The organism is Paraburkholderia fungorum (assembly GCF_046026025.1).
Taxonomy (GTDB): domain Bacteria; phylum Pseudomonadota; class Gammaproteobacteria; order Burkholderiales; family Burkholderiaceae; genus Paraburkholderia; species Paraburkholderia fungorum_E.
The window spans coordinates 80,849-106,588 of sequence record NZ_JAQQFL010000016.1; the positions used below are offsets into that span (position 1 = coordinate 80,849).

Below are 25,740 nucleotides of genomic sequence, written 5' to 3' on the forward strand. Positions count from 1 at the left end.
CTCTGGTGACAAGGGAGTCATACTTCCGGCGGCGCTGCGCGCGCCGAGGCGGTAGTTCACTGAATAACTCGGTGCCGTTTGTATGTTCAGCGGTACTTCGTAAAACTACTTGTCTCGCTTGAAATTTGCGTACTTCAAAAACGGTATGTCATGCTTGACACTGGTGGCACTTCGCAAGGTGGCTTGTGGTCTTCCGCACCCGGCAGTACCTGCATGTCGCTGGCAATGTTTAGCGCCGAGGGTGCCTTCAAAGCGCGAGGTCCGTTGGCATCTCGCCGAGGCGAAGCCGATGCCCCCGACCATGCCAACCGAAGCCGTGGGTTTGCATAGCGGACTCTTCCGGCGAGCACGTAGTGCGAGGCGGGAGGTATGACTGCTTTGTCACTAAGGCCGAATGTGCGGGGGCACCGATTCCAGATGCACCACTACCCCCTCCAAGCCAGGGGACCCGCTTAAGAGCTAGCGGTTTGAGCCGCTTTCTTTTGCCTACTTTTCTTTGCGGCAGGCAAAGAAAAGTAGGTGCTCCCCCGCACAGGGGGAACGCTAATAGACCACTAAAAATTCAAGGAAAGGCCAAAAAACCCAGCCCAGGAAAAACCAAAAAACCCAGACCAAAAAAGACCAGCCCGCACCGCAAACCAACAAAAAGCGCCGCAGGCAAAAAACCCAAAAATCACTTCCGTAAGGAATCCAGATCAACCACAAACCGATACTTAACATCACTCTTAAGCATCCGTTCATAAGCCTCATTAATCCCCTGCATAGGAATCACCTCAATATCCGAAGTAATCCCATGCTCGCCACAGAAATCGAGCATCTCCTGCGTCTCGGCAATCCCGCCAATCAGCGACCCAGCCAGACGGCGACGCTTGAAAATCAGATTGAACACCTGGGGCGACGGGTGATCGTGTTCCGGAGCCCCGACCAGCGTCATCGTTCCATCACGCTTGAGCAGATTCAAAAACGGATTCAAATCATGCTGCGCGGCAACGGTGTTCAAAATGAAATCGAAGCTATTGGCATGCGCTCCCATCTCTTCAGCATTCTTCGAGATCACAACCTCATGCGCACCAAGCCGCTTCGCATCTTCAATCTTCGACGGCGACGTCGTAAACAACACCACATGCGCGCCCATCGCACGGGCCAGTTTCACGCCCATGTGACCCAGACCGCCCAGACCGACTATCCCGACCTTCTTGCCCGGACCGGCGCCCCACGTGCGCAGCGGCGAATACGTCGTGATACCCGCGCACAACAACGGCGCCACACCCGCCGGGTCGAGATTGTCCGGCACCCGCAGCGTGAATGCCTCATCCACCACCAGTTGGGTCGAATAACCGCCGTAGGTGATCTGGCCATCAACCCGGTCCACACCGTTGTACGTGCCGACAAAACCGTTTTCGCAATACTGCTCGAGACCTTCATCGCAACTCGCACAGGTACGGCACGAATCGACCAGACATCCCACGCCCACCAGATCGCCCGCCTTGTACTGCGTCACGTCCGGACCCACCGCCGTTACGCGCCCGACAATTTCATGACCCGGCACCACCGGAAAAACCGTGTTCTTCCATTCGTTGCGTGCCTGATGCAAGTCGGAATGGCATACGCCGCAAAACAGGACCTCAATTTGCACGTCATGGGCGCGCAGTTCGCGGCGCTGGATTTCGAACGGGGCGAGCGGCGCGGTCGCGTCGGTCGCTGCATAGGCATAAGTCGTGCTCATGGGTAACTCCAGCAAAATGGGTGATGTCGCAAGGCGCCGGCGATAGGCGACGCGCGTCGCCGATGGGGCCAAACCTTGTTGTGAACCGGGATCACGGCGCAGGCGGTGGCCGATATATTCACCGAAACAGTGAACCGGCAACCAGGCCTCGCGCAGCGCGGAAATAGATGATCCGGCAGGGTTCCCATAGTAGAAGCCAGCAGCGAACCGGGGAATACCTGAATATCTTGAAGGTTTGCCTAAAACTCCTGGCGATGAGCGCAGTAGGTCGATTGGTGCTAAATTTCAAGCATTATTCTCTTGTGCGTCACTATATCGTCATGTCAACCCGTTCTGTTGAACCCGCCTCGGCCGAGCGCGCCCCGGCCGCAGGTGACTCCGCGGGTCGCGGCGCCGCCCTTGGTGGCCCCGCCGATCCCGCCCAGCAGCGTCTGGTCGAATTGTTCGACACGCTCGCACCCAATCCGGGCATCACGCGCTCGAGCCTGGAAGGGGTCAATCTGATGCGCGCCAACAGTCCGATGCCACGTATGCCCGTGATGTACGAACCGAGCATCGTGATCGTTTGCCAAGGCCGCAAGCGCGGTTATCTCGGCGATCAGGTGTTCCAGTACGACGCGCAACAGTATCTGGTGCTGTCGGTGCCGCTGCCATTCGAATGCGAGACCGAGGCGAGCCCGGATCAGCCGTTCCTCGGTATCTCGGTGCGCGTGGATCTGAGCATGGTGGCCGAGTTGTTGATGGCGCTGAATGAAACGCAGGGCACCGCGCAGAACGAGCCGCTCGGCATCTATTCGACGCCGCTAGATCCGGCTTTGAGCAATGCCGTGCACCGTTTGATGGACGCGTTGGCCTCGCCGCTCGATGCGCGCATTCTCGCTCCAGGCGTGGTCCGCGAAATCTGTTATCGCGTGCTGACGGGCGAGCAGGGGGATGCGATTCGTGCGGCGCTCACGCATCAGAATCATTTCGGCCGTATCGCCAAGGCGCTGCGGCGAATCCACGCCGACTACCACGGGCAGCTCGACGTCGATACGCTCGCGTCAGAAGCGGGCATGAGCCTTGCCGTTTTTCATGCGCAATTCAAGGCCGTGACGGCGACCTCGCCGATGCAATACGTGAAGACCACGCGTTTGCATCACGCGCGTCTGCTGATGGTGCAGGATGGCTTGAATGCAGGCGCGGCCGCGGCGCGCGTCGGTTACGAAAGCGCGTCGCAATTCAGCCGCGAGTTCAAGCGGCTGTTCGGCCTGAGCCCGGTGGATGAAGTCAAACGCATGCGCACCGTGTACGATGCGCCGCCACCACGCGTGGTCAAACCGGCCGCACGTTATGTGACCGCGGTATAGGCGTGCGTTTGCTGGAAGCGTTATAGCCCGCTGAACCAGTTGTACCCCTGGTCTTCCCAATAGCCACCCGGGTTCGTGTTGGTCACGAAGATCGCCGCGATGTGTTTTGGATTCTTGAAGCCTAGTTTGGTCGGTACGCGCAGCTTCAGCGGATAGCCGTACTTGGCCGGCAGCGGGGCTTCGCGGAAATCGAGCGTCAACTGGGTTTGCGGATGCAAGGCCGTCGCCATATCGAGGCTCGAGTAATAACGGTCCGCGCATTTGAAGCCGACATAGCGTGCGCTCAGATCGGCGCCGATGCGTTCGAGGAACGTGCGAAACGGCACGCCCCGCCATTGCCCGATCGCGCTCCATCCTTCAATGCAGATGTGCCGCGTAATCTGTGAAGCCTGCGGTAAGGCGCGCAGTTGATCGAGCGTCCACGTGCGCTTGTCCGATACCAGGCCCGATACTTCCAGTTGAAACGTCGAGCCGTCGATATCCGGCGCATCGAACTCCGGATAGAACGCGTTGAACGGGAACGGGTCGGTGATCTGGTTCGCCGAATAGGTGGGCGCGAGCTTGTTGCGATCGAACAGCCATCCCTGCACGCGGTCGTTCCAGCGCGACATGGCCCACAAGACCTTGTCGACGGAATCGCCGTCCTGCATGTTGCAGCCGGAGAGCATCGCCAGCGCGCCGATCGAAAGCGACGAGCGTAGGAACAGGCGCCGTTGCAGTCGGTCGATTTGCGGTTTATGGTCGGCGAGGACAATACGCGTGCCGCGCGAGTCCATGCGTTCTGATTCGCTCATGCGCCGCTCCCTTCGTGGCTGGTGATGCGGGCGCGGCCAGTCAGCATCGGCAGCAGCGTGCGCGGCACCAGCAGCACCAGCGCCAGATGCACGACGACAAAGCCGACCACGCCCGCCATCGCGACAAAATGCACGCGACGCGCGAAATCGAAGCCGCCGAATAGCGCGGTGAGCCATGAGAACTGCACGGGCTTCCAGATCGAGAGTCCCGACGCGACCAGCAGCACGCCAAGAAACAGTACGGAGAGATAGAGCGCACGCTGTACCGCGTTGTACTTGCCGGTATCGTGCGGCAGCTTGAACCGCATCGCGAGAGCGGCATCGTGCATGACATCGCGTGGATAGACGGGCAACAGCTTGCGCCGGAAATGCCCGCGTCCGATGCCATACGCCAGATACAGCAGGCCGTTCGCGCACAGCAGCCACATCGCCGCAAAATGCCAGGCGATCGAGCCGCCCAGCCAGCCACCGACGGTCGCCCACGCCGGAAATCTGAATGGAAAGAAGGGTGACGCGTTATAGATCGCCCAGCCGCTCATCACCATGCAGACCATGGCAAAGGCATTGATCCAGTGCGTGACTCGTACAACGAGCGGGTGGACGATAAAGCGCGCTTGCGGTTTAGGCATGGTGAGCGGTGGCGAAACAAACAAAAGTCTGATAGCCGCGCGATTGAGTCATGCGGCTATCCGAACTGGCGGGAAAGCGGGAAAGCCGGAAAAGCGAAAAGTCGAACCGTGCCGCGTTACAGCGGCCCGGATCGGCTTAAATCGGCTCACATCGGCGGCGTGACACCGTGCTCGCCCGCTGAGATGAAATTCGCCGCCATCGAGCCATCGGCTTCCTTATGGGCGAACAGCACGACCTTGGCGCCCGGCACCAGCAGCGAGCGGTCACCAGCTTCGAGCGCGACGATCGGCACGTCTTGTGGAATCACGATTTTCTTCTCACCGTCCTTGTACTTGACCGTGATCGTGCGGCCATTGCTGACCACGAGCGAGCCCACCGTACCGTTGGTCATCGTGCTGTTCGAGCCGAGGTCCCACGGGCGGTGACCTTCGCCGGAGCCTCGCATGCTGGCCGGGAAGACATGCACTTCGAGCGCTTTTAACGTGCCGTCGGGCTGCGGAATCGCGGCGGTGCCGACATAGCTGTCCGGCTTGATGTCGTTCACATTGGCGAGCGTGACGCCGCGAATCGGCGTGTCCTGGGCGAGCTTCACGTCGACGTCTTTACCGTCGCGCGTGTGAACCTTGAGCAGGTCGCCCGAGAGCGACGTCACCGTGCCGCGTACGCCCGTGGGCGTGGCGCTCTGGGCTTGTGCGACGGATCCTGCGGCAAACAGCGAGACAGCAACGAGCGCGGGGGCGACGATGGCGCGCATCGCATTGGTGGAAACAATCTTCATGAGTCGGCTCTGGGTGGGTGAGGGATAGCGGCAGGTTAGGCGCACGAGTGGCTCCGGCGGGTGACAGACGGATGACAAAAACGTCATGAACGGCGCGGCGCGGCCACGTAGAATGGCCACCATACCCACGTCCATATTCATGACCCGCGCCCACGGCGGCGCTCGGGGTCGGAACCAGGCACCATGAGCATCCTCGTCATCGAAGACGATCCGAAAACCGGCGACTACCTGAAGAAGGGGCTGCGTGAAAGCGGCTACGCGGTCGACCTCGCGCGCACCGGCACCGACGGCCTGCACATGGCGCTCGAACACGCGTACGACCTCGTGGTGCTGGACGTGATGCTGCCTGGTATCGACGGCTGGGAAATCATGCGCTCGCTGCGGGCGCGGCGCGATTTGCCCGTCATTTTCCTGACCGCGCGCGATCACGTCAGCGACCGCATTCGCGGCCTCGAACTCGGCGCCGACGATTACCTCGTCAAGCCGTTTTCCTTCACCGAACTGGTGTTGCGCATCCGCACGCTGTTGCGTCGCGGCGTAATCCGCGAGAGCGACGTGTTCGAAATTGCCGACCTCAAACTGGATGTCCTGCGCCGCAAGGTCACGCGCGAAGGGGTTGAGATTCCGCTGACCAACAAGGAATTCATGCTGCTGCATCTGCTGGTGCGCCGGCAGGGCGAAGCGTTATCGCGCTCGCAGATCGCCTCGGAAGTGTGGGATATGAACTTCGACAGCGACACCAATGTGGTTGACGTCGCCATCAAACGGCTGCGCGCGAAGGTCGATCATCCGTTCGAGAAGAAGCTGATTCATACGGTGCGCAGCATCGGCTATACCTTCGGCGACGGCTCATGAAATTGTGGACCGAACGTTCGTTGACGGCCCGTACCACGGTGTTGTTCGCCGCGATCGCATGCGTGGTGATCGGTACGCTGGGTGCGTATTTCTATCACTCCGCGCAGGTCTCGTTGGAGCGCCGCGCGGACGTGGTGCTTACCGCCCGTGTCGAGCATTTCAGCCGTATCGTGCGTGATCTTTATTCGGTAAGCGAATTAAAGAACCGGCCTGTGCTGTTCGAGACCATGCTCGGCGCGGAGCAGGATGTGCTGCTGTTTCGCCGCCCAGGTGAAGCGCCGTTTATCGACGTAAACCCCGCGAACATTGCGGTGCCCGCGCTGCAAGCCGGCGCGCAGAACCAGTTGCCGACGCTCCCGGATATTCACCAGACCCTGTTGCCTGACGGCGTGCCGGTTCATTGGGCGATCGCCACGGTCAAGGCGCGTGAGGACGGCAGCGAGGTCGAAGTGATCTCCGCGCATCCGATGACTCAGGAAATGCAAATGCTGGCCGCGTACCGCAATCGCATCGTGCTGGCCACACTGATCGGCATGCTGGCCGCGACGCTGCTCGCCTACTACGTGCTGCGCCGCACGTTCCGGCCGGTGCGCGAGATCGCCTCGCGGGCGGCGCAGATCAGTCCGGCAAGCTTGTCGGTACGGCTCGACAGCGAGGCCGCCCCGGTCGAACTCCGCCAGCTCACACACGCTTTCAATGCGATGCTCGACCGTCTTGCCGATGGCTATCAGCGCCTCTCGCAGTTCTCCGCGGACCTGGCGCATGAAATTCGCACGCCCGTGGGCGCGCTGATCGGCCAGACCCAGGTGACGCTCGCCAAATCGCGCGACGTCGAAGAATATCAGCACGTGCTCGAATCGAATCTCGAGGAACTGAGCCGGTTGAGCCACATCGCGGAAAACATTCTGTTTCTGGCGCACGCGGACCATGCTGCGTTGTCCATCGATCGTGAGCCGGTCGATCTGCGCAACGAACTCGTCAGGATCGCAGATTATTTCGAAGGCCCCGCCGACGAGCGCGGCATGCGCTTTACCGTCGAGGCGCAGGGCATGGCGTCGGTCAATCCGATGCTATGCCGGCGGGCGATCAACAATCTCGTCGTCAACGCGGTGCGATACGGTGCGAACGATACGGTAGTGCGTTTGAGCGGCACGCAGGACGAACGGGGCGCGACGGTGGTGGTGGAAAACGACGGTGCGCCGATTCCGGACGAGCAACTGGACCGCCTGTTCGATCGTTTCTACCGCGCGGACGCGGCGCGCAGCGCGTTCACCGAATCGAGCGGACTGGGGCTCGCGATCGTCAGGGCGATCATGCATCTGCACGGCGGCACGGCGCGCGTGGTGTGTCCGGTGCCGGGCGTGGTGCGCTTCGAACTGCGCTTTCCAGGCCTGTAGTCTGGCGGGTTGCCTGCGTGGTCGTGCCCGGTTCCGGCTCATGACAACACACGCAAAGCTTGTTGCCATCGGGATCGCGAACGTACGCGCCGTAATAGTCCGCATGATAATGCGGACCCAGGCCGGGCCAGACGATTCAAACTTTCTTCAGATACTCGGCCTTCAGCATGAAGTTGCCGGCGTCCATCTTGCAGTCCACTTCGTGATCGCCGCCGACAAGGCGAATGCTCTTTACCTTGGTGCCCATTTTCAGCGTGATCGACGAGCCTTTCACTTTCAGGTCCTTGATCAGCACCACCGCGTCGCCGTCGGCCAGCGGGTTGCCGTTGGCGTCCTTGATAACGCGCTCGTCGGCTTCTTCAGCGCTTGTGGCGGCGGCCATTGGCCACTCGTGCGCGCAGTCCGGGCAAACGTAGTTCTCGCCGTCCGGGTAAGTGTTTTCCATTGCGCATTGCGGGCAGGCGGGAATCGTCGACATGATTTTCTTTCCAGAGCGCGGCGAACCGCGGATAAATTCGGGGCTGCCGAGTATAGCGGACGTCAACTGAGCCGCCTTCATCGCGCGCGCCGGAAGCTGTCCTGGCGCAAACCGGTAATGGCGATACCGGGATGATTGCGCAACTGGTTGCGGCAGCGTTTCGCCGATACGATGAAAACACCTCATCCACCCTGTCAGGACAGTCGCTATGAAACGCTTCCATATCGCCTTGGCCGTTGCGAGCCTCGATGCGTCCATTGAAGATTACACCCGCCGCCTCGATCAGCCGCCCACTGCGGTTGTACCTGGCCGCTATGCGATGTGGCGTACCGATCTGCTCAATTTTTCGATCAACGAAATGCCGGATAAAGCCGGGCAGCTTCGGCACGTTGGCTTCGAGGACGATGCGGTGGAAGGGTACGCGAGCAGCAAGGATGTGAATGGGCTCGAATGGGAGCTGTTTTCGGCCGAAGAGCAGGATCGGCGGATCGTCAGCACTTACGGCTAGGCGGTGCGGACCGACCAGGGCTGAGCCAGGCCGATTGAGCGTGCAACCAGGCGGCGTGCAACCAGGAGTCTGGCATAGCGCGGAAACCGCCGGCGCAGCGCGGCCTTCCGCGATCGAAAAAACGCCGCGCCAACGCGCGGCGTGCCTAATATCAATCGCCTGGGTTATCCGCAGCCGGGCGGTTAGCGTAGTGCGCGCGCTTTTCCTCATACATCAGCAGATCGGCGCGTTGCACGCCGGCTTCGAGCCGGTCGCCGCGCTGGCACGTTGCCGCGCCCATCGAAAAACTCAGCAGTGAGCCCGGATAAAACTGGTTGTTCAGATCGACCAATTGGCGGATCGAGTCGACCATGGTGGCGCCGCTGCGCTCGTCGGTGTCCGGCAACAGGATCGCGAATTCGTCTCCGCCGATGCGCGCCGCGTGAAAAGGCGCGTCTATCGCTTTGGCAAGGACTTCGCCGGCGCGCCGTAACAATGCATCGCCGGCGGCATGGCCAAGCTGGTCGTTCACGCGTTTGAGGCCGTTCAGATCGGCCATGATGATCGTCACCGGCCACGGACCCTTGCGCTCGAGCCGGTTCAACTCGTCCACATAGAACGAGCGATTACGCAGCTTGGTCAGCACGTCATGTTTGCCCAGGAACTCCAGGTACGCTTCGGCCTTCTTGCGCGCCGTGATGTCGGTGAGGGCCACCAGCACGAGATCCCAATTGTGTTCATGGCCCGGCAGTACCGAGAATTGCAGGTGCACGTGCACCTCGTTGCCGTCGAGCGCATAGTTGAGCACTTCGCGCTGCTGAAACAGCTTGCCGTCCCACAGATCGAGCAACTGCTCGCGGAAATGCGGTCGCATGTCGTCGCGGAAAACGTCCGGCAAGTGCGCCAGCAGCGTCTTTTTGTCTTTCGCGGCGAACATGTCGAGCGTGTGCTGGTTCACGTCGAGCACGTGAATCTCCTGCATGCAGCGTTCGACAAACTCGGGATGCACGTCGGTGAACACCCGGAAATCGCTGATGCCGGCCGAGCGCGCCCCGTCGAGCAGCCGCTTGACCGCGCTGAAATCTTCCACCCACAGCGAGACGGGCGAATATTCGAACAGGCCGCGCACGTACTGTTCCGCAAGCGTCACACGGTGCCGCGCGCCTTCGAGTTCGGTAATGTCTTCGACGGAAACGAGCACGCGGTCCCAGCGGTCTTCATGGCCGGGCAGCACGGCGCCCTTGAGCAGCACATCCAGGCGCCGGCCGCCGAGCGTGTAGTTGACCGTCTGGCTCGTGAACTGGGGTTGACCGGCCCACAATTGACAGAGCTCCTCAAGATGCGTCTTGAGCATGTCGTCGCGGAATACGGAGGCGAGATTGCTGTTGAGCGCGTCGAAATCGGCGGCCTCGAATTGCGTCAGCGTTTTCTGGTTGACCTTGATGACGCGAATGCTGTGCGCGCATTCGGCGACAAGTGCCGGAGATTCGGCGAAATGGGCGCGCAGGTCGGTCACGCCTTCTGTGCGCCATCTGTCGAATAGCGTGCGCACGCCGCTGAAGTCTTCGAGCCAAAGCGACACAGGCGCGAGTTCGAACATTTCGGAATCGTCCTTCGATCCGCCAAGGGGACTTCCTTCGGGGCGGGGGACTTCCTGTGGGGCGTCATTGGCGGGCGCTGGGCCGCGCGGGGGGGTGTCCAGCATGAGGTTTCCGTGGTCGGCGTTCAGCTATTTTAAAGCGCTTGGCTTCGGCTCAAAAGAAAGACGTAGGGTGCATAGTACTTGCGCCGGTCCATTCACAAAGATAACGGCGTGGCTTGGGTGGACTTTAGGCCTTGCGGCGGCAGGTTCGCAACAGGACTTTCCGCTTGCGGCGGCTTTCCGGCGGTTTGCAAAGGCGCGCAGGGGCGCTTGCGATCGTTCGCCAGCGTGGCTGAGCGCGGCTTGTTACACTCACTCGCCACGCCCCCGTCCGCCATCGACTGAAGAAAAAACGTCCGTCATGAAGCCATCCCTGCTGGTTTTGATCCCCTTGAAAGATGCAAGCCGCGCCAGTGTCGAGGCCGCCTTCGACGTCGTCCATGCACCCGATGCCACCCGGCGGGCCGCCGCGATCGGTGCGCATGGCGAGACGCTGCGCGCCGTGCTGACCAATGGCACCACCGGGCTCACAGCCGCTGAAATCGACCGGATGCCGCAACTCGAGTTTGTCAGCGTGCTGGGCGCGGGCTATGAAAACCTCGCCGTCGACCACGCCCGTTCGCGCGGCATCGTGCTCGCCAGCGGCGCGGGCACCAACGATCATTGCGTGGCCGATCACGCGTTCGCCTTATTGCTCGCGGTGGTGCGCGACGTGCCGCAACTCGATCAGGCCACCCGCAAGGGTGCCTGGCGCGACACGCTGCCGATGCGCCCGAATGTGTCCGGCAAGCGGCTCGGCATCGTCGGGCTCGGCCATATCGGCGAGAAGATCGCGCGGCGTGGCGCGGGGTTCGATATGGAAATCGGGTATCACAACCGCAAACCGCGCGAAGCTTCTTCGCTGCGCTATTTCGACAGCGTGCAGGGCCTCGCGCAGTGGTGCGATTTCCTGATGGTGGCGACGCCCGGCGGCGCCGCTACGCGTCATCTGATCGGCAAGGCCGTGCTGGATGCACTCGGTCCGGACGGTTTCGTGGTCAATGTTTCTCGCGGCAGCGTGGTGGATACCGCTGCTTTAGCGGATGCACTTGCCACCGGCGGGATCGCCGGGGCGGCGCTGGATGTCTACGAGGGCGAGCCGCATCCGCCCGAAGCCTTGCTGGCACTGCGCAACGTGGTCCTGACGCCGCATGTGGGCGGGCGCTCGCCGGAGGCGATCACGGCGTCGGTCGACAATTTCCTGGCCAACGCCACGCGCCATTTTGCCGGCGAGGCGGTCTTGACGCCGATCTGACATCTGAAGGCTGCGAAAGACGGTGAAAGACCGTGAAAGACGGTAGAAGGCAGCAGAAAGCAAATTGAAACCATCGGTGCAGCGGATAGTTTCTGTCGTAAATCGTGATTTCCCTTGTGGGCCGGCGGCGAATAGGATGGTCGGTATCGAACCCACATCGCTTCGACATCGCCGGAGCCGCGACGGAGATCACGCATGGAACACCACGCCCGCACGCAGGACGAACGGCTCGAGATCAAGACGACCACCTGCTACATGTGCGCCTGTCGTTGCGGCATTCGCGTGCATCTGCGTGAAGGCGAGGTGCGCTATATCGACGGCAACCCAGAGCATCCGCTGAATCAGGGGGTGATCTGCGCCAAGGGCGCGTCGGGCATCATGAAGCAGTACTCGCCCGCGCGTCTGACCCAGCCATTGATGCGCAAGGCGGGCGCGGAGCGGGGTAGTGCGCAGTTCGAGCCGGTGTCGTGGGAGGTCGCGTTCGACGTGCTCGAAAAGCGCCTTGCCACGATTCGCGCCACGGATCCGAAGAAATTCGCGCTGTTTACCGGCCGCGACCAGATGCAGGCGCTCACCGGCCTGTTCGCCAAACAGTTCGGCACGCCTAATTACGCGGCCCATGGTGGTTTCTGCTCGGCGAACATGGCGGCCGGCATGATCTATACGATTGGCGGCTCGTTCTGGGAGTTCGGCGGCCCCGATCTCGACAGCGCCAAACTCTTCTTCATGATCGGCACCGCGGAAGATCATCATTCGAATCCGCTCAAGATCGCTCTTTCGAAGTTCAAGCGCGCGGGTGGACGCTTCATCGCGATCAATCCGATTCGCACCGGCTATGCGGCGATTGCCGACGAGTGGGTGCCCATCAAGCCCGGCACGGATGGCGCGCTGTTCATGGCGTTTCTGCACGAACTGATTGCCGCCGACGCCTGGGACCACGAGTTCGTGCAGCGCTATACGAACGCGGCGGAGCTGGTGGATCTCGACGAAGCCAGCGAAAACTTCGGCCTGTTTGTGCGCGACCCGGATCAGCCGGCAGGCAATCCGCTGTTTCCGCAGAATCACCTCTGGTGGGACGCCGCCGCCGCGCGCGCCGTGCCGCACCATGCGCCTGGCGTGACCCCCGCACTCGACGGCCGCTATACGCTCGGCGACGGCACGCCGGTCACGCCGTCGTTCGCTTTGCTGCGCGAGCGCGTAGCCGACTGCACGCCCGAGTGGGCCGCTGAGATCACCGGCATCGCAGCGGAAACGATTCGCCGCCTCGCCGCCGAAATGATCCAGACGAGCCGCGACCACCGGATCACGCTGCCGATCCGCTGGACCGACGCATGGGGCGAGACGCACGAGAGCGTCACCGGCAACCCGGTCGCCTTTCACGCGATGCGCGGGCTGGCCGCGCATTCCAACGGCTTCCAGTCGATCCGCGCCCTCGCGGTGCTGATGTCGTTGCTCGGCACGATCGACCGCCCGGGCGGCTTTCGCCACAAGTCGCCGTTTCCGCGCGCGGTGCCGCCGTCGGCCAAACCGCCGAACAGCCCGGACGCGGTCAAGCCGAACACGCCGCTCGCCACCGGGCCGCTTGGCTGGCCCGCCGCGCCCGAGGATCTGTTCATCGACGAAAACGGCGGCCCGGTGCGGATCGACAAGGCGTTTTCCTGGGAATATCCGCTCGCCGTTCACGGCGTGATGCATAGCGTGATCACCAACGCCTGGCGCGGCGATCCGTATCCGATCGATACCTTGCTGATTTTCATGGCCAACATGGCCTGGAATTCGTCGATGAATACGGTGAAGGTGCGCGAGATGCTCGCCGACAAGCACGCGAACGGCGAGTACAAGATTCCGTTTCTCGTGGTGTGCGATGCGTTCCAGTCGGAGATGACGGCGTTCGCCGATCTGATCCTGCCGGACACCACCTATCTCGAGCGGCACGACGCGATGTCGATGCTCGACCGGCCGATCTCCGAGTTCGACGGTCCGGTGGATTCCGTGCGCGTGCCGGTCGTGCCGCCGACGGGCGAGTGCAAGCCGTTCCAGGAAGTGCTGATCGAACTCGCTTCGCGTCTGAAGTTTCCGGCCTTTACGACGGCCGAGGGCACGCGGCGCTTTCGCGACTATCCGGATTTCATCATCAACCACACGACGACGCCCGATTCCGGCGTGGGCTTTCTGATCGGCTGGCGCGGCAAGGACGGCGACAAGGCGCTGGTGGGCGAACCGAATCCGCAGCAGTGGGAACAGTACGCAAAGAACAACTGCGTATTCCATTACCGCTTGCCGGAGACGCTCCAATACATGCGCAACTGTAACGGGCCGTATCTCGACTGGGCGGTGAAAAACGGCTTCCGCAAATTCAGGGAACCGATCCTGATCCAGTTGTACTCCGACGTCATGCAGAAGTTCAGGCTCGCAGCGCAAGGCCGCACGAGCGGCAGGCAACCGCCGGATCACTTGCGCGCGCGGGTGGAGAAGTACTTCGACCCGCTGCCGTTCTGGTATGCGCCGCTCGAAAGCGATTCCACCGATCTCGCGCGTTTTCCGCTCGCTGCCGTGACGCAACGGCCGATGGCCATGTATCACTCGTGGGATTCGCAGAACGCGTGGCTGCGGCAGATTCATGGCGAGAACTATCTCTACATGAATCCGCTCATGGCGGCCGAAAACGGCATTACCGACGGCAGCTGGATCTATGCCGAATCGCAATGGGGCCGCGTGCGCTGCATGGCGCGCTTTAGCGAGACCGTCGAGCCGGGTACGGTATGGACCTGGAATGCGATTGGCAAAGCCTCGGGCGCGTGGAGCCTCGGCGCCGGCGCAAACGAATCGCAGCGTGGCTTCCTGCTCAATCACCTCATCACCGACGAGTTGCCCGGCCGCGACGAAGCGGCTGCGCGCCTCTCGAACTCGGACCCGGTGACGGGCCAGGCCGCGTGGTACGACGTGCGGGTGCGCCTCTATCCGGCGGAAGCGAACGCCAGCCATACCTTGCCGCAGTTCGACGCGATGCCCGCGTTACCGGGATCGAACGGCGTGATTTCGCGAATCGTGCAGACCTACTTCGCGGGGCGCGGCGAATTCGCGGCGCGGCTGCGCGGCGCGACAGGACGCAAGTGACGCGCGATCCTCACTGGAGCAAAAAAGCATGGCCAAGGCGCACCCAAAGTGCACCCTGAGCGCAACGAAGCACCCGAACAACGCAATAAAGCAGTAAGGAGCCTTTGATGACCCAGATGGCATTGGTAATCGACCTGAACGTGTGCGTGGGGTGCCAGGCTTGCGTGACGAGTTGCAAGGAGTGGAACACGTCGGGCGAGTCGGGCAGTCTCGCCGATCTGAATCCCTACGACGCGGATCCGTCCGGCACATTCTTCAACCGGGTCCAGAGCTTCGAGGCAGGCAGCTTCCCGAACGCCGACACGATCCACTTTCCGAAGTCATGCCTGCATTGCGAGGACCCGCCGTGCGTGCCGGTGTGTCCGACCGGCGCGAGTTACAAGCGCAAGGAAGACGGCCTCGTGCTGGTCGATTTCGACAAATGCATCGGCTGCAAATACTGCGCGTGGGCTTGCCCGTACGGCGCGCGCGAACTCGACGAAGCGCGCAAGGAGATGACGAAATGCACGTTGTGCGTCGACCGCATTCATGACGAGAATCTCTCCGAGCGCGACCGCCAGCCGGCATGCGTGCTCGCGTGCCCGACCTCCGCGCGGCTGTTCGGCGATATCCACGATCCGGAATCGGTGGTGTCGAAGGCGATCGAGGAGCGCGGTGGTTATCAACTGATGCCCGAGTGGAATACACGGCCGGCGAACCATTATCTGCCGCGCGTCAAAACGTCGGCAGCGGGTTGCGGCAGCGGCGCCTGCTCGTGCAAGGACCCGGGTACGGCCATGGACGCGCCCGAATCGCTCGATGCGCGGCTCGAGCGCGGCGAACTGCATCTTGCGTCGATGGCGACGCGCATCTAAAGGACCTCGCGATGAATCCGGCTTTTTCGGTAGTTTTTCTCACGACCTTGAGCGGCGCGGCGCAGGGCCTGCTGATCGCGCTCGTTGGCGTGGAGACGGCAGCGTTTCTGGGACTCGTCGCGGCGCCCGCGAATGCGTTCTATGTCATCGGCGCGGGCCTGGCGGTCGTGCTGGGCCTGCTTGGGCTGATCGCTTCGTTTTTCCACCTTGGGCATCCGGAGCGCGCATGGCGTGCGATCGCGATGTGGCGGACTTCCTGGTTGTCGCGTGAATGTCTGTGCCTGCCGGCGTTTCTCGCCTGCGTGTTTTTCTATGGCGTCGCGCACGTGTTTGGCTCACCGTGGTCGCTCGCGATAGGGTGGCTCGGCGTGTTGGCCAGCGCTACGCTGTTTGTCTGCACGGCGATGATCTACGCCTGCCTGCGTTTTCTGCAGGAGTGGGCCACGCCGCTCACGCTGGTCAACTTCGCCCTGCTAGGCTGCGCGTCCGGCTTCACGCTGGCGACGGCGCTGACCGCGTGGTTCGCGCCGGGGCTGACAGTGGGGCTGGCGCTCTGTGCCTGCGGGCTGACGCTCGCCGGCTGCGCGAGCCGCTCGGCATCGCTCGTGCGTAATGCGCGATTGCGGCCGAAGTCCACCGTGCAGAGCGCGACCGGCATCGATAATCCGAAGCTCGTGCAGGTCTCGCGCGGCTTTACCGCCGGGGCGTTCAACCTGCGCGAGTTCTTTCACGGCAAATCGGCGGGGACGCTGCGCGGCGTTAAATGGGGATTTCTCGTGACCGCGTTTGCCATGCCGGTTGGTTTGATCGCGTTGGGAGCGGGCTTGCATCCGATCGGCGCGTCGCTCGGTCTGCTGGCGGCCGCTTGTCTCGTGCAGTACGCGGGACTCGTCGCGGAACGCTGGTTCTTCTTCGCCGAAGCGAAGCATCCGCAGAATCTGTATTACGCGAGAGTCGGCTGAGGGGGGGGCTATGTAGTGGGTAGATCGTGCGACTCGGCACGATCTACCGGAACGCGGCCGCTCCCGGTGGCCGTTGCTAGCCGCTCACCCGCACGCGCCGACTTCGCCGCACGCGGTACAGAAGTCGCACCCATCCTTGCGAATCACCGCGTTCGCACCGCAAGAGCCGCATTTGCTTCCGAGCATGGTATGCAAGCCTTGCGTGCCACCCGCTTGCGTCAACGCTGTTTCGTCAGCCTCGCCCGGATGCGGACGAATACCGAAATCCGCCGGCAAGGCGCTCTCGGCTTTCATCTGCCCGCGCGGCAAACGCGCCAGCATGCGCGACGGCACCTGATTGCCTTCGGCATCGAGAAAGCCGCGCCGATGCAGAATCTGCTGGATTGCAAAGGCGAGCGCCGCCACTTCGGAGTCGTGCCAACGTGGTGTGCGATGACCGTCGAGACGCTGCACCTCGCCGAGCCGCACTTGCCCGCGATCCCACGACACCTTGCGCATATCCTGCAAGTTACGCGCGACGAAACCACCGCGTGCCGCAAGCGACAGCGAGCGCATGGTCGCCGTGATCCATTGCTGCGACTCGTCGCGCTGACCGGTCGGAATGAAGAATTCGATGGGCCGCTCGATCGAGACCTCTTCGCCGCCGAGCCGCCCCGTCACTTCGATGAACGAGACCGCCACATAAAGCGATTTCTTGCCGGCTTGCGTCAGGTACTCGACTTTTTCGATGATCGCCGGCAACTCACCCTTGGGCCGATGATCGATCGCGATCCGCAACGGATCCTGATCGGTCTCGGCCAGCGTATCGTCCGCCTGCGGTGGCGGGCTGACGCTCAACACCGCGCCCAGTGTTTCATTCGGACGATAGGTGGCGAGACCCTTGAGACCATTTTTCCACGCGTCGAAGTAGAGGCTTTCGAACGCCTCGAACGGGTAGTCCGCCGGCACGTTCACCGTCTTCGAGATCGACGTGTCCACATACGGCTGCACGGCGGCCATCATGTCGAGGTGATCGCGCGCCGACATCTCGAGTGCGCTGACGAAGTAGTCCGGCAAGTTGCTCACATCGCCACCGAGTTCGCGATAGAGGCGGTATGCGTAGTCTTCGACATCGAACGATTCGCGGCCGCCGTCGGCCATGACCTTCATGCGGGTATAGGTCCACGAGAAGGCTGGCTCGATGCCGTTCGACGCGTTGTCGGCGAACGCGAGGCTGACCGTGCCGGTTGGCGCGATGGACAGCAAATGACTGTTGCGGATGCCGTCGCGGCGGATCGCCTCCTTGATGTCGTCGGGCAGGCGCGAAGCGAACGTGCCCGTTTCCAGATAACGCCCGGCGTCGAACAACTCGAACGCACCGCGCTCGCGCGCCAGTTCCACCGAGGCCCGGTAGGCTTCGTCGCGCATCAGCCGCGCGATGCGCACGGCGAAGTCGCGGCCTTCCTGCGAGTTGTAGCGCAGGCCGAGCATCACCAGCGTATCGCCGAGGCCGGTGAAGCCGACGCCGATGCGCCGCTTGGCACGCGATTCGTCATATTGCTGCGGCAGCGGCCATAGCGTGACGTCGAGCACGTCGTCGAGAAAACGCACCTGGGTGCGGGTGCGTTTGGCAAGACCGTCCCAGTCGAACGACGCTTTGCCGCCTTTCATCTGCGCGAACGGATCGAGCACGAAACGCGTGAGGTTCAACGGTCCGAGATTGCAGCAGCCGTAGGCCGGCAGCGGTTGCTCGCCGCACGGATTGGTGGCGCGGATGGTTTCGACGGCGCGTAGATTGTTGTCCTCGTTCATGCGGGAAATGAACACGATGCCGGGCTCGGCGACGTCGTAGGTGGAGCGCATGATGCGCTCCCAGATCTCGCGTGCGGGCCTTTCGCTGTAGACCCACAGGCCGTCTTCGCGTTGCCGCACGTCGCCTGCCGCGCGCAGCGCCGGCGACGGCTCGGCGCGGTGCACGAGCGGCCAGGGCTGATCGCCTTCGACTGCGCGCATGAATTCGTCGGTGACGCCCACCGACACGTTGAAGTTGTTCCAGCGGCCCTTCGAATGTTTCGCCTCGATGAATTCGATCAGATCGGGGTGATTGCAGTCGAGCACGGCCATTTGCGCGCCGCGCCGCGAGCCGGCGCTTTCCACGGTTCGGCATGAGGCGTCGAATACGTCCATATAGCTGCACGGTCCGGACGCCGCCGAACTGGTGGTATGGACGCGCGCGCCCTTGGGCCGGATCGCGGAGAAGTTATAGCCGACACCGCCGCCGCGGCGCATCGTTTCGGCGGCCTGCAGTAACGCCACATAGATGCCGGGCAGGCCTTCTTCGTCGACGCCCTGGATCGCATCGCCGACCGGCTGCACAAAACAATTGATCAGCGTGGCCGCGATGCCCGTGCCCGCCGCGCTCATGATGCGCCCGGCGCCGAGCGCGCCGTGCCGCAGATTATCGGCGAAGAGCGCTTCCACCGACTCGCGCAGGGCTTCCGGCTCCGCCTGTGCGACACCGCGAGCGACGCGTTTGAACACGTCGTCGGCCGATTGTTCGCTGCCTTTCGCGTACTTCTCGAGCAGAACGTCCAGAGAGAATTGTTGCGGTGCAACGAGTTGGCTAGGGGGAGCTGCGGCGGCGCGGGTGTCCGGGGTGTCTTCTGCCATGGTGTTGCCTCTCGTTTGCCGCCAGACGGGCTGCGGCGGGTTCGAATGGGATTGAGGGCATTCATTTAAGCGTGCGCGTTTGGCAGGTGCGGTGACCTGACGCAACGGGGATCACATTAGCGCACGTGGCGAAGGGCCGCAATCACGGTTTTGCGGCCGGGCCGTCCATTGACGGCAGCCGCCGCAGCGGCTTTCTTGAAGTGGCCTGCATCAGGCAGAGAGATGACGAGCGGCGCTGGGCGTGTGTGCGTGCGGTTGGGGAAGGGGGTGAGCGCAGCACGCCGGAGCAAACACATTGCGAAGGGAGGTGACGGCGAACCTTCCAGGCCTGCCCATGCCTACCCAGGCGTAGGTCTGGAAAGTGCCGTCCAGGCAAAAACTTTAGGCCTCAACCAGTTCGCCGAGCACCTCGGCACAGATCATCGCGGAAGCATTCGAAGGCGCCGGCCGTTCAGCCGGCTTGAAGACCGCATCGCCGCGGCGGATCTTGCGACGCGTTACCGCGCACGTGCCGGACGTATGCGCCGAGCGCCGCCGCCACCGTTGCTCGCCATAATGACAGCGCCCCGGTTCGACCCAGCGGATCACCAGCGTCGTGTCGGAGCGCTCGAGAATTTCGATGCGTACGCCATTGGTTCCGTCAAGGGGGATGGACTCTAAGGTCATCATCGTCGGCTCCGTATTGTGGTGTGCCGAATGTAGTCCCGTGAGCGCCGGATAGCCATTGTGCCGCCGTTGAAACACTGTTCTCCAAATAGCAACAATGAAACTTGACATTCATGCTCGTTTGAAACGACGGGGCTTTGCGGGCGATATGCGCAGTGAATTTGCGATAGCGTGGATTTTTGCAACGCAGTGTTGTACGCAGTGAGACAAGCATGCCGCCTGCGAAGGGCGCCGGTGCTTCCTTTAAGATGTCGTCATTGATGAGCGACCGTGCCGCGCAAGTGTAGCGGGTTTGCATTTTTCTGGACGGCTCGCGCGCATATCCACAAGATCCTAAGAGCCTTCATGATTTCACGCCCACCCGATTCGCCTGAACCGCCTGATTGCCTGAAAAAACAGAAAGCGGCATCACTCGTCCTGTACATCGCACTCGTGCTGCTGGCGCTGTGGGTCGTACGCGATTTCATTGCGGCGATGGCCTGGGCCGGCGTCGTGGCGATCGCCCTGTGGCCGCTTCTGCAAAAGGTGGAGGGCAGCCGCTGGTTTACTGGCCGCACCACGCTGATCGCCGCGGCGCTGACCTTCGCGATCGCATTGCTGGTGGTGCTGCCGTTCGGCATCGGCATTTCGCAGGCGCTGCGCGAAGCCCATGACATGAACGAGTGGTTCAAGGCCGTGCAGGAAAACGGCATTCCGATGCCGGACATCATTGAGCGGTTGCCGTTCGGTGTGCAACAGATATCAGCCTGGTGGCAGGCCAATCTCGCTCAGCCGCTGCGCGATTCGGCGGCCATGAAGGGACTGCACAGCACCACCGTGATGACGCTCGGCCGCCACTTCGGCGCGCGCGCGGCGCACGGCGTGATGGTGTTCGCTTTCATGCTGGTCACGCTGTTCGTGATCTTTCAGGCGGGGCCGCGTTTGTCGGGCTCGCTGATGAAAGGCGTGCGGCGCGGCTTCGGCAACGACGGCGCGCAGTTGCTCGAGCGCATGGCCACGGCCGTGCGGGGCACGGTGTCGGGGCTGGTAGTAGTCGGACTCGGCGAGGGCGTGTTGATGGGCGTGGCCTATTTCGTGACCGGCTTGCCGCATGTCGCTCTGCTCGCATTCATCACGGCGATCGCCGCGATGCTGCCGTTCTGCGCCCCGCTCACATTCGGCCTCGCCGCCTTGTGGCTGTTCTCGCAAGGCTCGGTGGCCGGGGCCATCGGGCTTGCGGTGTTCGGTTCAATCGTGGTGTTCGTCGCTGAACATTTCGTGCGGCCGGTGCTGATCGGCAACTCAACGCGATTGCCTTTCCTGCTGGTGCTATTCGGCATTCTCGGCGGCGCGGAGACGTTCGGATTGCTCGGCCTCTTCATCGGGCCCGCGCTCATGACCGTGCTGGTCGTGTTGTGGACTGACCTCGTGCAATAGTTGCACGCAATGTGCCGGCGCAATCAGGACTGCTGATTCGCCGGCTCGCTTGTTCTGATTTACTTGTCCTGATCGCGCGCCGGCTGTCTGACGCAGCCCAGCGTATATTTCAGCGCGGCGGGCAGCAGCGCGCTCCAGACGTCCCAGGTGTGGCCGCCGTCGATGATGCGCAGCGCCGCCGGATTTCCCGCCAGCCGAAGATGCGTGTAGAGCGAAGACGCATCGGCCTGGATCGCGAGGTCGTCGTCGCCGGCGGCGATGAACATCGGCAGGCGATACGGCCGGCTCATGTACCGCTCCCATTGCGCCGGATAGTTGAGCGTATGCCAGACGTGCAGATCGAACTGCCGGTCGCCGAATACGCCGACCCGGCGAGCCGCCGAACCGGGCGGGGGCTCGTTCGCATAGATCGCGGGACTCAACAGGAGCGCGCCGCAAAAAAGTTCGGGTTGCGTCATGGCGTAGCGCAGTGCACCGAAACCACCCATCGAAACGCCGCCGATCATCCGGCCGCCGCGCTGCGTGGCGACCGCGTAGTGCGTTTCGATCTCCGGCAGCAGATCGGTGAAGAACGCGGTCTCCATCTTTTCCTTGCGATCGACATACCAGTCCGTGCCGCCTTGCGGCATCACGATCGCGACCGGCGGTATCTCCTTGTGTTCGATCAGCGTATCGGCGGTGGCTTGCAGATGACCCTGCGTGAGCCAGTCATTGGCGTCGCCGTTGTTGCCGTGCAGAAGGTAGAGCACGGGAATGCGCGGGGCGTCGTGACGATAGCCGGTGGGCAGATAGATCGTGTAGGACCAGTCTCGGCCGAGCGCTTCGGAATGGAAGCTGCGGCTGACGACGGTGCTGGCGCTTGCCGTCGCGCCGACAGCAGCGCACAGCGCGAGGAGTGCGGAATGTAGGAATAGACGCATGTCAGAGTAAGAGGCCGCCGCGCAGGTCGCGCGCGGTCGTCATGCTATCAGGATCAGCCGTGGAATTTGGTAAGGGGCAAGCGGCAAGCGGGCAAGTGACAACGTGGGAACTTCGCAGTAACGCCGTAACCCCGTCAGGCACACAAATAGCGCACGATAAGCGGCAACACTGCAAAAGCGCGGCATGTGACCGCGCGCTGCCGCCTCAGGGCGAGGTTCTGAGGCGCAAGCTCCAGAGGCGCGTGGTGACGCGCTTGATCGGCTCAGAGGCTCTCGCGACAGCGAACAGTGCGCCGACGGCGCAGGCATCCGCCACCAACCCGAGGGGATAGTTCAGGTAACCGTCGGTCGCGGCGTACAGCACCGAATCGACGACCAGCGAAATCACCGCGCCCGCGATAAAACACAGCAATCCCTTACGGCCAATCATGCCGACCCACGGCAACCATTGCGCGAGCTTTTTTGCCCAGCCGAGCTGGATCAGGTTCGCGACGAGCCAGGCAATCGCCAGAAAATTGACCGCGCGCAGGTAGGAGAGGTTTTGCTTGAGGCTGCCATCGAGCGGCTCGCGTTCAATAAAGAGCTTGTAGTAGGCGGCAGCGGCGACCACGGCGAACGCCAGTACGCTGACCAGCCAGCCGAGACGATGGGTGCTGATGCGCTGATATACCGGCTGGCAACGTGCCAGCACGCCGAGCACGAACAGCAACTGCCAGGCAAACGGGTTGAAATCCCAGTGCATGTCGGGCGCGGCGGGCAGGTAGGCGTTAATAGCCGGTGCGCCCGCCCACAGTGCGACGCTGCCAGCCAGCAGCAGCCACGGCTTGCTGCGCGCGAGCGGCAGGATCATGGGCACCAGCAGCGCGAAGAGCGTGTACATGGGCAGCACGGACGCGAGATACGGCTGACGGCGGAATAACAGAATGTCGCGCAGGGCCGCCACGGGGGTGGCCATCAGATCGTCGAGATCGGTGGTGGCGAGATTCGGGCCGTCGATACTGAACGCGCTGAGCACCGCGCTGACCAGCAGCATCAAGCCGGCGGTGATGAGGAAGGCCCGATAGATTTCGAGCGAGCGACGCAGGAAGCGGCTGCGCGCGGTCGCCTCGTTACGACGTTCGGCGAGCGCCGCGTAGGCCGTTGCGGTGGCGAAGCCGCCGAGAAACACGAAGACCTCAGCCGCGTCGCACAGCGCATACGCATGCAGCGTGACGCGCGAGAGAATGCTGCCGCCGATGTGATCGACGACAATGACCAGGAGGACCAGCCCACGAAAAAAATCTAGCTCAATCAAGCGGGATTGCGACTTTTGCATTGTGTTGCGCCAAAAGCAGCCCCGTGTGACGGCGCGCTAGTCCAGCGCGGCGGCGTCTCACAAAGCTTTTGAAATTGGATTGGTTGCAAAGGCGGACGGCCGCCCCGCGGGTAGCCGTGTTGCAGCTTGAACCAGCCATGCGAGGCTCGGTTGTAGAGGCCAGTAAAAATGACCCGTTTGACGGCGCGGAGTTCCGCTGCGCCGCCGCAAAAGCTTTCGATTATATTTCGTTTCATGACAAAGCCGCCACGAGACGTGCAGGGCCGGTGCCGCCAATGCGACAGCCGGCTTGGGTCCGGGCGGTACGGCACCGTTTACCTGAATCAGCGTTGCGAAAAAAGGGGTTGCCCCGCGCAGTGGAGATTTCGCAACGTTTTGAGATATGGGCGTGACACCTTATGGACGGCGACGTAACGGCGTGTGAGGATTTCCTCAAAGCGCGTCGGGGTCGATAAACGCCACGAGAAGCGTCAAAAAGAAAGCGGTCGGATCGAGTTGTCCTATTACTCGAGCTCAGGGAGATCTTCATGAACAAGCAAGTGTTCGCGCTGGCTGTCTCCACTGTTTTGTCCGCGATTTCGTTAGCCATTTTCTCCCCGCCTGCTTCTGCCCAGACGAGCGTGACGCTGTACGGCGTACTCGATGAAGGCATCAACTACACCAACAATGTCGGCCGTGGCCATGTCTATGAACTCGCGAGCGGCGATGCCCAGGGCAGCCGCTGGGGCCTGAAAGGCGACGAGGATCTCGGCGGTGGCCTGAAGGCGATCTTCCAGCTCGAAAACGGTTTCGACGTCAGCTCCGGACGGCTTAACCAGGGCGGCCGGATGTTCGGCCGCCAGGCGTTCGTCGGCTTGAGTTCGGAGCCATACGGCACGTTGACGTTCGGCCGCCAATACGATTCGGTGGTCGACTATCTGGCGCAGACGACGGCCAACGGCAACTGGGCCGGTGCGCTGTTCTCGCATCCCTACGATAACGACAACACCGACAACTCATTCCGTCTCGACAACAGCGTCAAGTACACCAGTCCGTCGATCTCGGGCTTCCAGTTTGGCGCCGTCTACAGCTTCAGCAACGATACGAGTTTCGCCAACAATCGTGCGTACAGTTTCGGCGGCCAGTACGCCTACGGCGGACTGCTGGTGGCCGCGGCGTATCTGCAGGCCGACAATCCCGGCAACGGCTCGAACGGTGCGATTACCGCGAACGACGCCAGCTTTATCGCCGCCCGCATGCGCGTGTTCGGTGGCGGCATTACCTACACCTTCGGGCCGGCCACGGCGGGTTTCGTGTACACCAATTCGAACTACCTGGACCCGACCGGCAACGGCTATCTCGGCGTGACGCCGCTCGTGCCGCCAGGCATGTTATTGAATTCGCTGAAGTATCAGAACTTCGAGGTGAACGGCAAGTATCAGATTTCGCCGATGTTTTTCGTCGGCGCGCAGTACGTGTACACGATGGAAACCTACGACGCCTCGAGCGGCGGTGTGAAGCCGAAAATTCATTCGTTCGGCTTGATGGCGGACTACAACCTGTCTAAACGCACCGATGTGTACATTCAGGGCGAATATCAGCAAGTGACCGGTGATTCAACCTTTACGATTCTGGACTATGCCTTCACGCCCGGCACCCAGTCGCCGTCGTCGACGTCGAAGCAGGTCGTGGTGCGCGCGGCGATACGGCATAAGTTCTAGGGCGCAGGGTGAGATGGCCGCGGCGTTCTTGCGGAGCACGGCAGATTCAGTTCATCACATAGTTCTGAATCAGTATGCCGGCTATCACGCCGGCCGGAATACCGAAAGTTCTGCCGCGAAGGGTCGCGGTCAGATCTTCATCGAGTACGAAGCTGCAGCGCCGTTCACGCCAGACGGTTTTGTAGGCCAATGGCTTCGCATCGACAATAACGAGGGAAATGAGCGCGGTCAGGATGACCTGCTCGAATGCATGCAGCTTCGCAATAAACGGCGAAAATTCACCGGCATTGCACAGCAACACCATGACGACTGCAGCGACCAGGGCGCCGAAAAATAAACCACCCATGAATCTGTTCGCTGAATTAAGAGAATCCACTGAAACCTCAAATAGTCCGCCGGCTTTATCCAGCTGGCGGAGTAAAAAATATGCTTACGGAAATGGCCTTCCTGTTTAAAGACCTGCCTTGCTTTGAATGCAACGCGGACGGTCTTCAAAAGGACCCGTAAGGATATTTTTTTGATCTTCTTCAACCTATCGTCCTTTTCCTAATCTTGCGCGGGATCAGTCAGAAATGGCTGACGCGCGGCGAGGCCGCTGACAGAGCGGCAGTAGCAGTAGCAGTAGCAGTAGCAGTAGCAGCGGCAGGGCGCTTGCCGCATTTCGCGTGAGCGCCCAGACCAGCCACCGTCGATCCTGCCGAACGTCCTGCG

The 25,740-nt window shown here is 62.1% G+C and carries 21 protein-coding genes and 1 pseudogene; 10 read left to right on the top strand and 12 right to left on the bottom strand.

From position 1 onward, the window contains the following. Positions 1–673: 673 nt before the first annotated feature. Positions 674–1,726 carry an NAD(P)-dependent alcohol dehydrogenase gene (locus PQR67_RS18875; protein WP_408462361.1) on the bottom strand — a complete coding sequence of 351 codons (1,053 nt, stop codon included), beginning with the start codon at positions 1,724–1,726 and terminating at the stop codon, positions 674–676. 320 nt (positions 1,727–2,046) lie between these two features. On the opposite strand from PQR67_RS18875, the gene PQR67_RS18880 reads away from it, so the two are divergent. Next, positions 2,047–3,075 carry an AraC family transcriptional regulator gene (locus tag PQR67_RS18880; protein ID WP_408462364.1) on the top strand — a complete coding sequence of 343 codons (1,029 nt, stop codon included), beginning with the start codon at positions 2,047–2,049 and terminating at the stop codon, positions 3,073–3,075. 20 nt (positions 3,076–3,095) lie between these two features. Here PQR67_RS18880 and PQR67_RS18885 read toward each other — a convergent pair whose 3' ends face one another. From PQR67_RS18885 to PQR67_RS18895, 3 genes are all read right to left on the bottom strand, one after another. Next, a complete protein-coding gene (locus PQR67_RS18885) occupies positions 3,096–3,869 on the bottom strand; it encodes a molybdopterin-dependent oxidoreductase (RefSeq protein WP_408462367.1) in 774 nt (257 codons plus the stop codon). Further along, entirely contained in the window at positions 3,866–4,498 is a 633-nt protein-coding gene (locus PQR67_RS18890; protein WP_408462370.1) for a cytochrome b/b6 domain-containing protein, read from the bottom strand. The genes PQR67_RS18885 and PQR67_RS18890 overlap by 4 nt, the downstream gene beginning before the upstream one ends. 146 nt (positions 4,499–4,644) lie before the next feature. Then, the gene (locus PQR67_RS18895) at positions 4,645–5,277 is read right to left on the bottom strand and encodes a hypothetical protein (protein ID WP_408462372.1); all 633 of its coding nucleotides are present in this window, start codon (positions 5,275–5,277) and stop codon (positions 4,645–4,647) included. A 183-nt stretch (positions 5,278–5,460) separates the two neighbouring features. On the opposite strand from PQR67_RS18895, the gene PQR67_RS18900 reads away from it, so the two are divergent. Together PQR67_RS18900 and PQR67_RS18905 are read left to right on the top strand one after the other, a co-directional pair. Further along, positions 5,461–6,132 (top strand): heavy metal response regulator transcription factor, encoded by a 672-nt coding sequence (locus tag PQR67_RS18900; protein WP_408462374.1) that lies wholly within the window; start codon positions 5,461–5,463, stop codon positions 6,130–6,132. After that, positions 6,129–7,529 (top strand): heavy metal sensor histidine kinase, encoded by a 1,401-nt coding sequence (locus PQR67_RS18905; protein WP_408462377.1) that lies wholly within the window; start codon positions 6,129–6,131, stop codon positions 7,527–7,529. Before PQR67_RS18900 ends, PQR67_RS18905 begins: the two co-directional genes overlap by 4 nt. Positions 7,530–7,563: 34 nt before the next feature. On the opposite strand, the pseudogene PQR67_RS18910 reads toward PQR67_RS18905, so the two are convergent. Both PQR67_RS18910 and PQR67_RS18915 read right to left on the bottom strand, forming a co-directional pair. Continuing rightward, positions 7,564–7,656: pseudogene (locus PQR67_RS18910) on the bottom strand (VOC family protein); the annotation flags it as partial. A gap of 9 nt (positions 7,657–7,665) precedes the next feature. After that, complete coding sequence (locus PQR67_RS18915; RefSeq protein WP_408462379.1) at positions 7,666–8,007, bottom strand: zinc ribbon domain-containing protein YjdM; 342 nt, start codon at positions 8,005–8,007, stop codon at positions 7,666–7,668. Positions 8,008–8,215: 208 nt separating this feature from the next. On the opposite strand from PQR67_RS18915, the gene PQR67_RS18920 reads away from it, so the two are divergent. Then, positions 8,216–8,515 carry a VOC family protein gene (locus tag PQR67_RS18920; protein ID WP_408462381.1) on the top strand — a complete coding sequence of 100 codons (300 nt, stop codon included), beginning with the start codon at positions 8,216–8,218 and terminating at the stop codon, positions 8,513–8,515. Positions 8,516–8,666: 151 nt separating this feature from the next. Here PQR67_RS18920 and PQR67_RS18925 read toward each other — a convergent pair whose 3' ends face one another. Continuing rightward, entirely contained in the window at positions 8,667–10,199 is a 1,533-nt protein-coding gene (locus tag PQR67_RS18925) for a sensor domain-containing diguanylate cyclase (protein ID WP_408462383.1), read from the bottom strand. Between the two features lie 298 nt (positions 10,200–10,497). Between PQR67_RS18925 and PQR67_RS18930 the strand changes: the two genes are divergently transcribed. From PQR67_RS18930 to PQR67_RS18945, 4 genes are all read left to right on the top strand, one after another. Beyond that, positions 10,498–11,430, top strand: a complete 933-nt coding sequence (locus PQR67_RS18930) for a 2-hydroxyacid dehydrogenase (protein ID WP_408462386.1) — start codon at positions 10,498–10,500, stop codon at positions 11,428–11,430. A gap of 195 nt (positions 11,431–11,625) precedes the next feature. Then, a complete protein-coding gene (locus tag PQR67_RS18935) occupies positions 11,626–14,547 on the top strand; it encodes a molybdopterin-dependent oxidoreductase (protein WP_408462388.1) in 2,922 nt (973 codons plus the stop codon). A 107-nt stretch (positions 14,548–14,654) separates the two neighbouring features. Beyond that, on the top strand, positions 14,655–15,401 hold the full coding sequence (locus PQR67_RS18940) for a 4Fe-4S dicluster domain-containing protein (RefSeq protein ID WP_408462391.1): 747 nt from the start codon (positions 14,655–14,657) through the stop codon (positions 15,399–15,401). Positions 15,402–15,412: 11 nt separating this feature from the next. Next, positions 15,413–16,363: a dimethyl sulfoxide reductase anchor subunit family protein gene (locus PQR67_RS18945; RefSeq protein WP_408462394.1), complete on the top strand. Its 951-nt coding sequence runs from the start codon at positions 15,413–15,415 to the stop codon at positions 16,361–16,363. Between the two features lie 84 nt (positions 16,364–16,447). On the opposite strand, the gene PQR67_RS18950 is transcribed toward PQR67_RS18945, so the two are convergent. Continuing rightward, the gene (locus tag PQR67_RS18950) at positions 16,448–19,012 is read right to left on the bottom strand and encodes an adenosylcobalamin-dependent ribonucleoside-diphosphate reductase (protein ID WP_408462397.1); all 2,565 of its coding nucleotides are present in this window, start codon (positions 19,010–19,012) and stop codon (positions 16,448–16,450) included. Between the two features lie 381 nt (positions 19,013–19,393). Next, positions 19,394–19,678: a DUF3331 domain-containing protein gene (locus PQR67_RS18955; protein WP_028197253.1), complete on the bottom strand. Its 285-nt coding sequence runs from the start codon at positions 19,676–19,678 to the stop codon at positions 19,394–19,396. A gap of 345 nt (positions 19,679–20,023) precedes the next feature. Here PQR67_RS18955 and PQR67_RS18960 point away from each other — a divergent pair, with 345 nt between their 5' ends. Beyond that, on the top strand, positions 20,024–21,094 hold the full coding sequence (locus PQR67_RS18960) for an AI-2E family transporter (protein ID WP_408462400.1): 1,071 nt from the start codon (positions 20,024–20,026) through the stop codon (positions 21,092–21,094). A 59-nt stretch (positions 21,095–21,153) separates the two neighbouring features. Here the strand turns inward: PQR67_RS18960 and PQR67_RS18965 are convergent, their stop codons facing one another. After that, positions 21,154–22,014: an alpha/beta hydrolase gene (locus tag PQR67_RS18965; RefSeq protein ID WP_408462403.1), complete on the bottom strand. Its 861-nt coding sequence runs from the start codon at positions 22,012–22,014 to the stop codon at positions 21,154–21,156. Between the two features lie 205 nt (positions 22,015–22,219). Next, positions 22,220–23,329 (bottom strand): OpgC domain-containing protein, encoded by a 1,110-nt coding sequence (locus tag PQR67_RS18970; RefSeq protein ID WP_408462406.1) that lies wholly within the window; start codon positions 23,327–23,329, stop codon positions 22,220–22,222. A gap of 527 nt (positions 23,330–23,856) precedes the next feature. Here PQR67_RS18970 and PQR67_RS18975 point away from each other — a divergent pair. Next, complete coding sequence (locus tag PQR67_RS18975) at positions 23,857–25,029, top strand: porin (protein ID WP_408462409.1); 1,173 nt, start codon at positions 23,857–23,859, stop codon at positions 25,027–25,029. Between the two features lie 46 nt (positions 25,030–25,075). Here the strand turns inward: PQR67_RS18975 and PQR67_RS18980 are convergent, their stop codons facing one another. Beyond that, complete coding sequence (locus PQR67_RS18980; RefSeq protein WP_408462412.1) at positions 25,076–25,375, bottom strand: hypothetical protein; 300 nt, start codon at positions 25,373–25,375, stop codon at positions 25,076–25,078. Between the last annotated feature and the right edge of the window lie 365 nt (positions 25,376–25,740).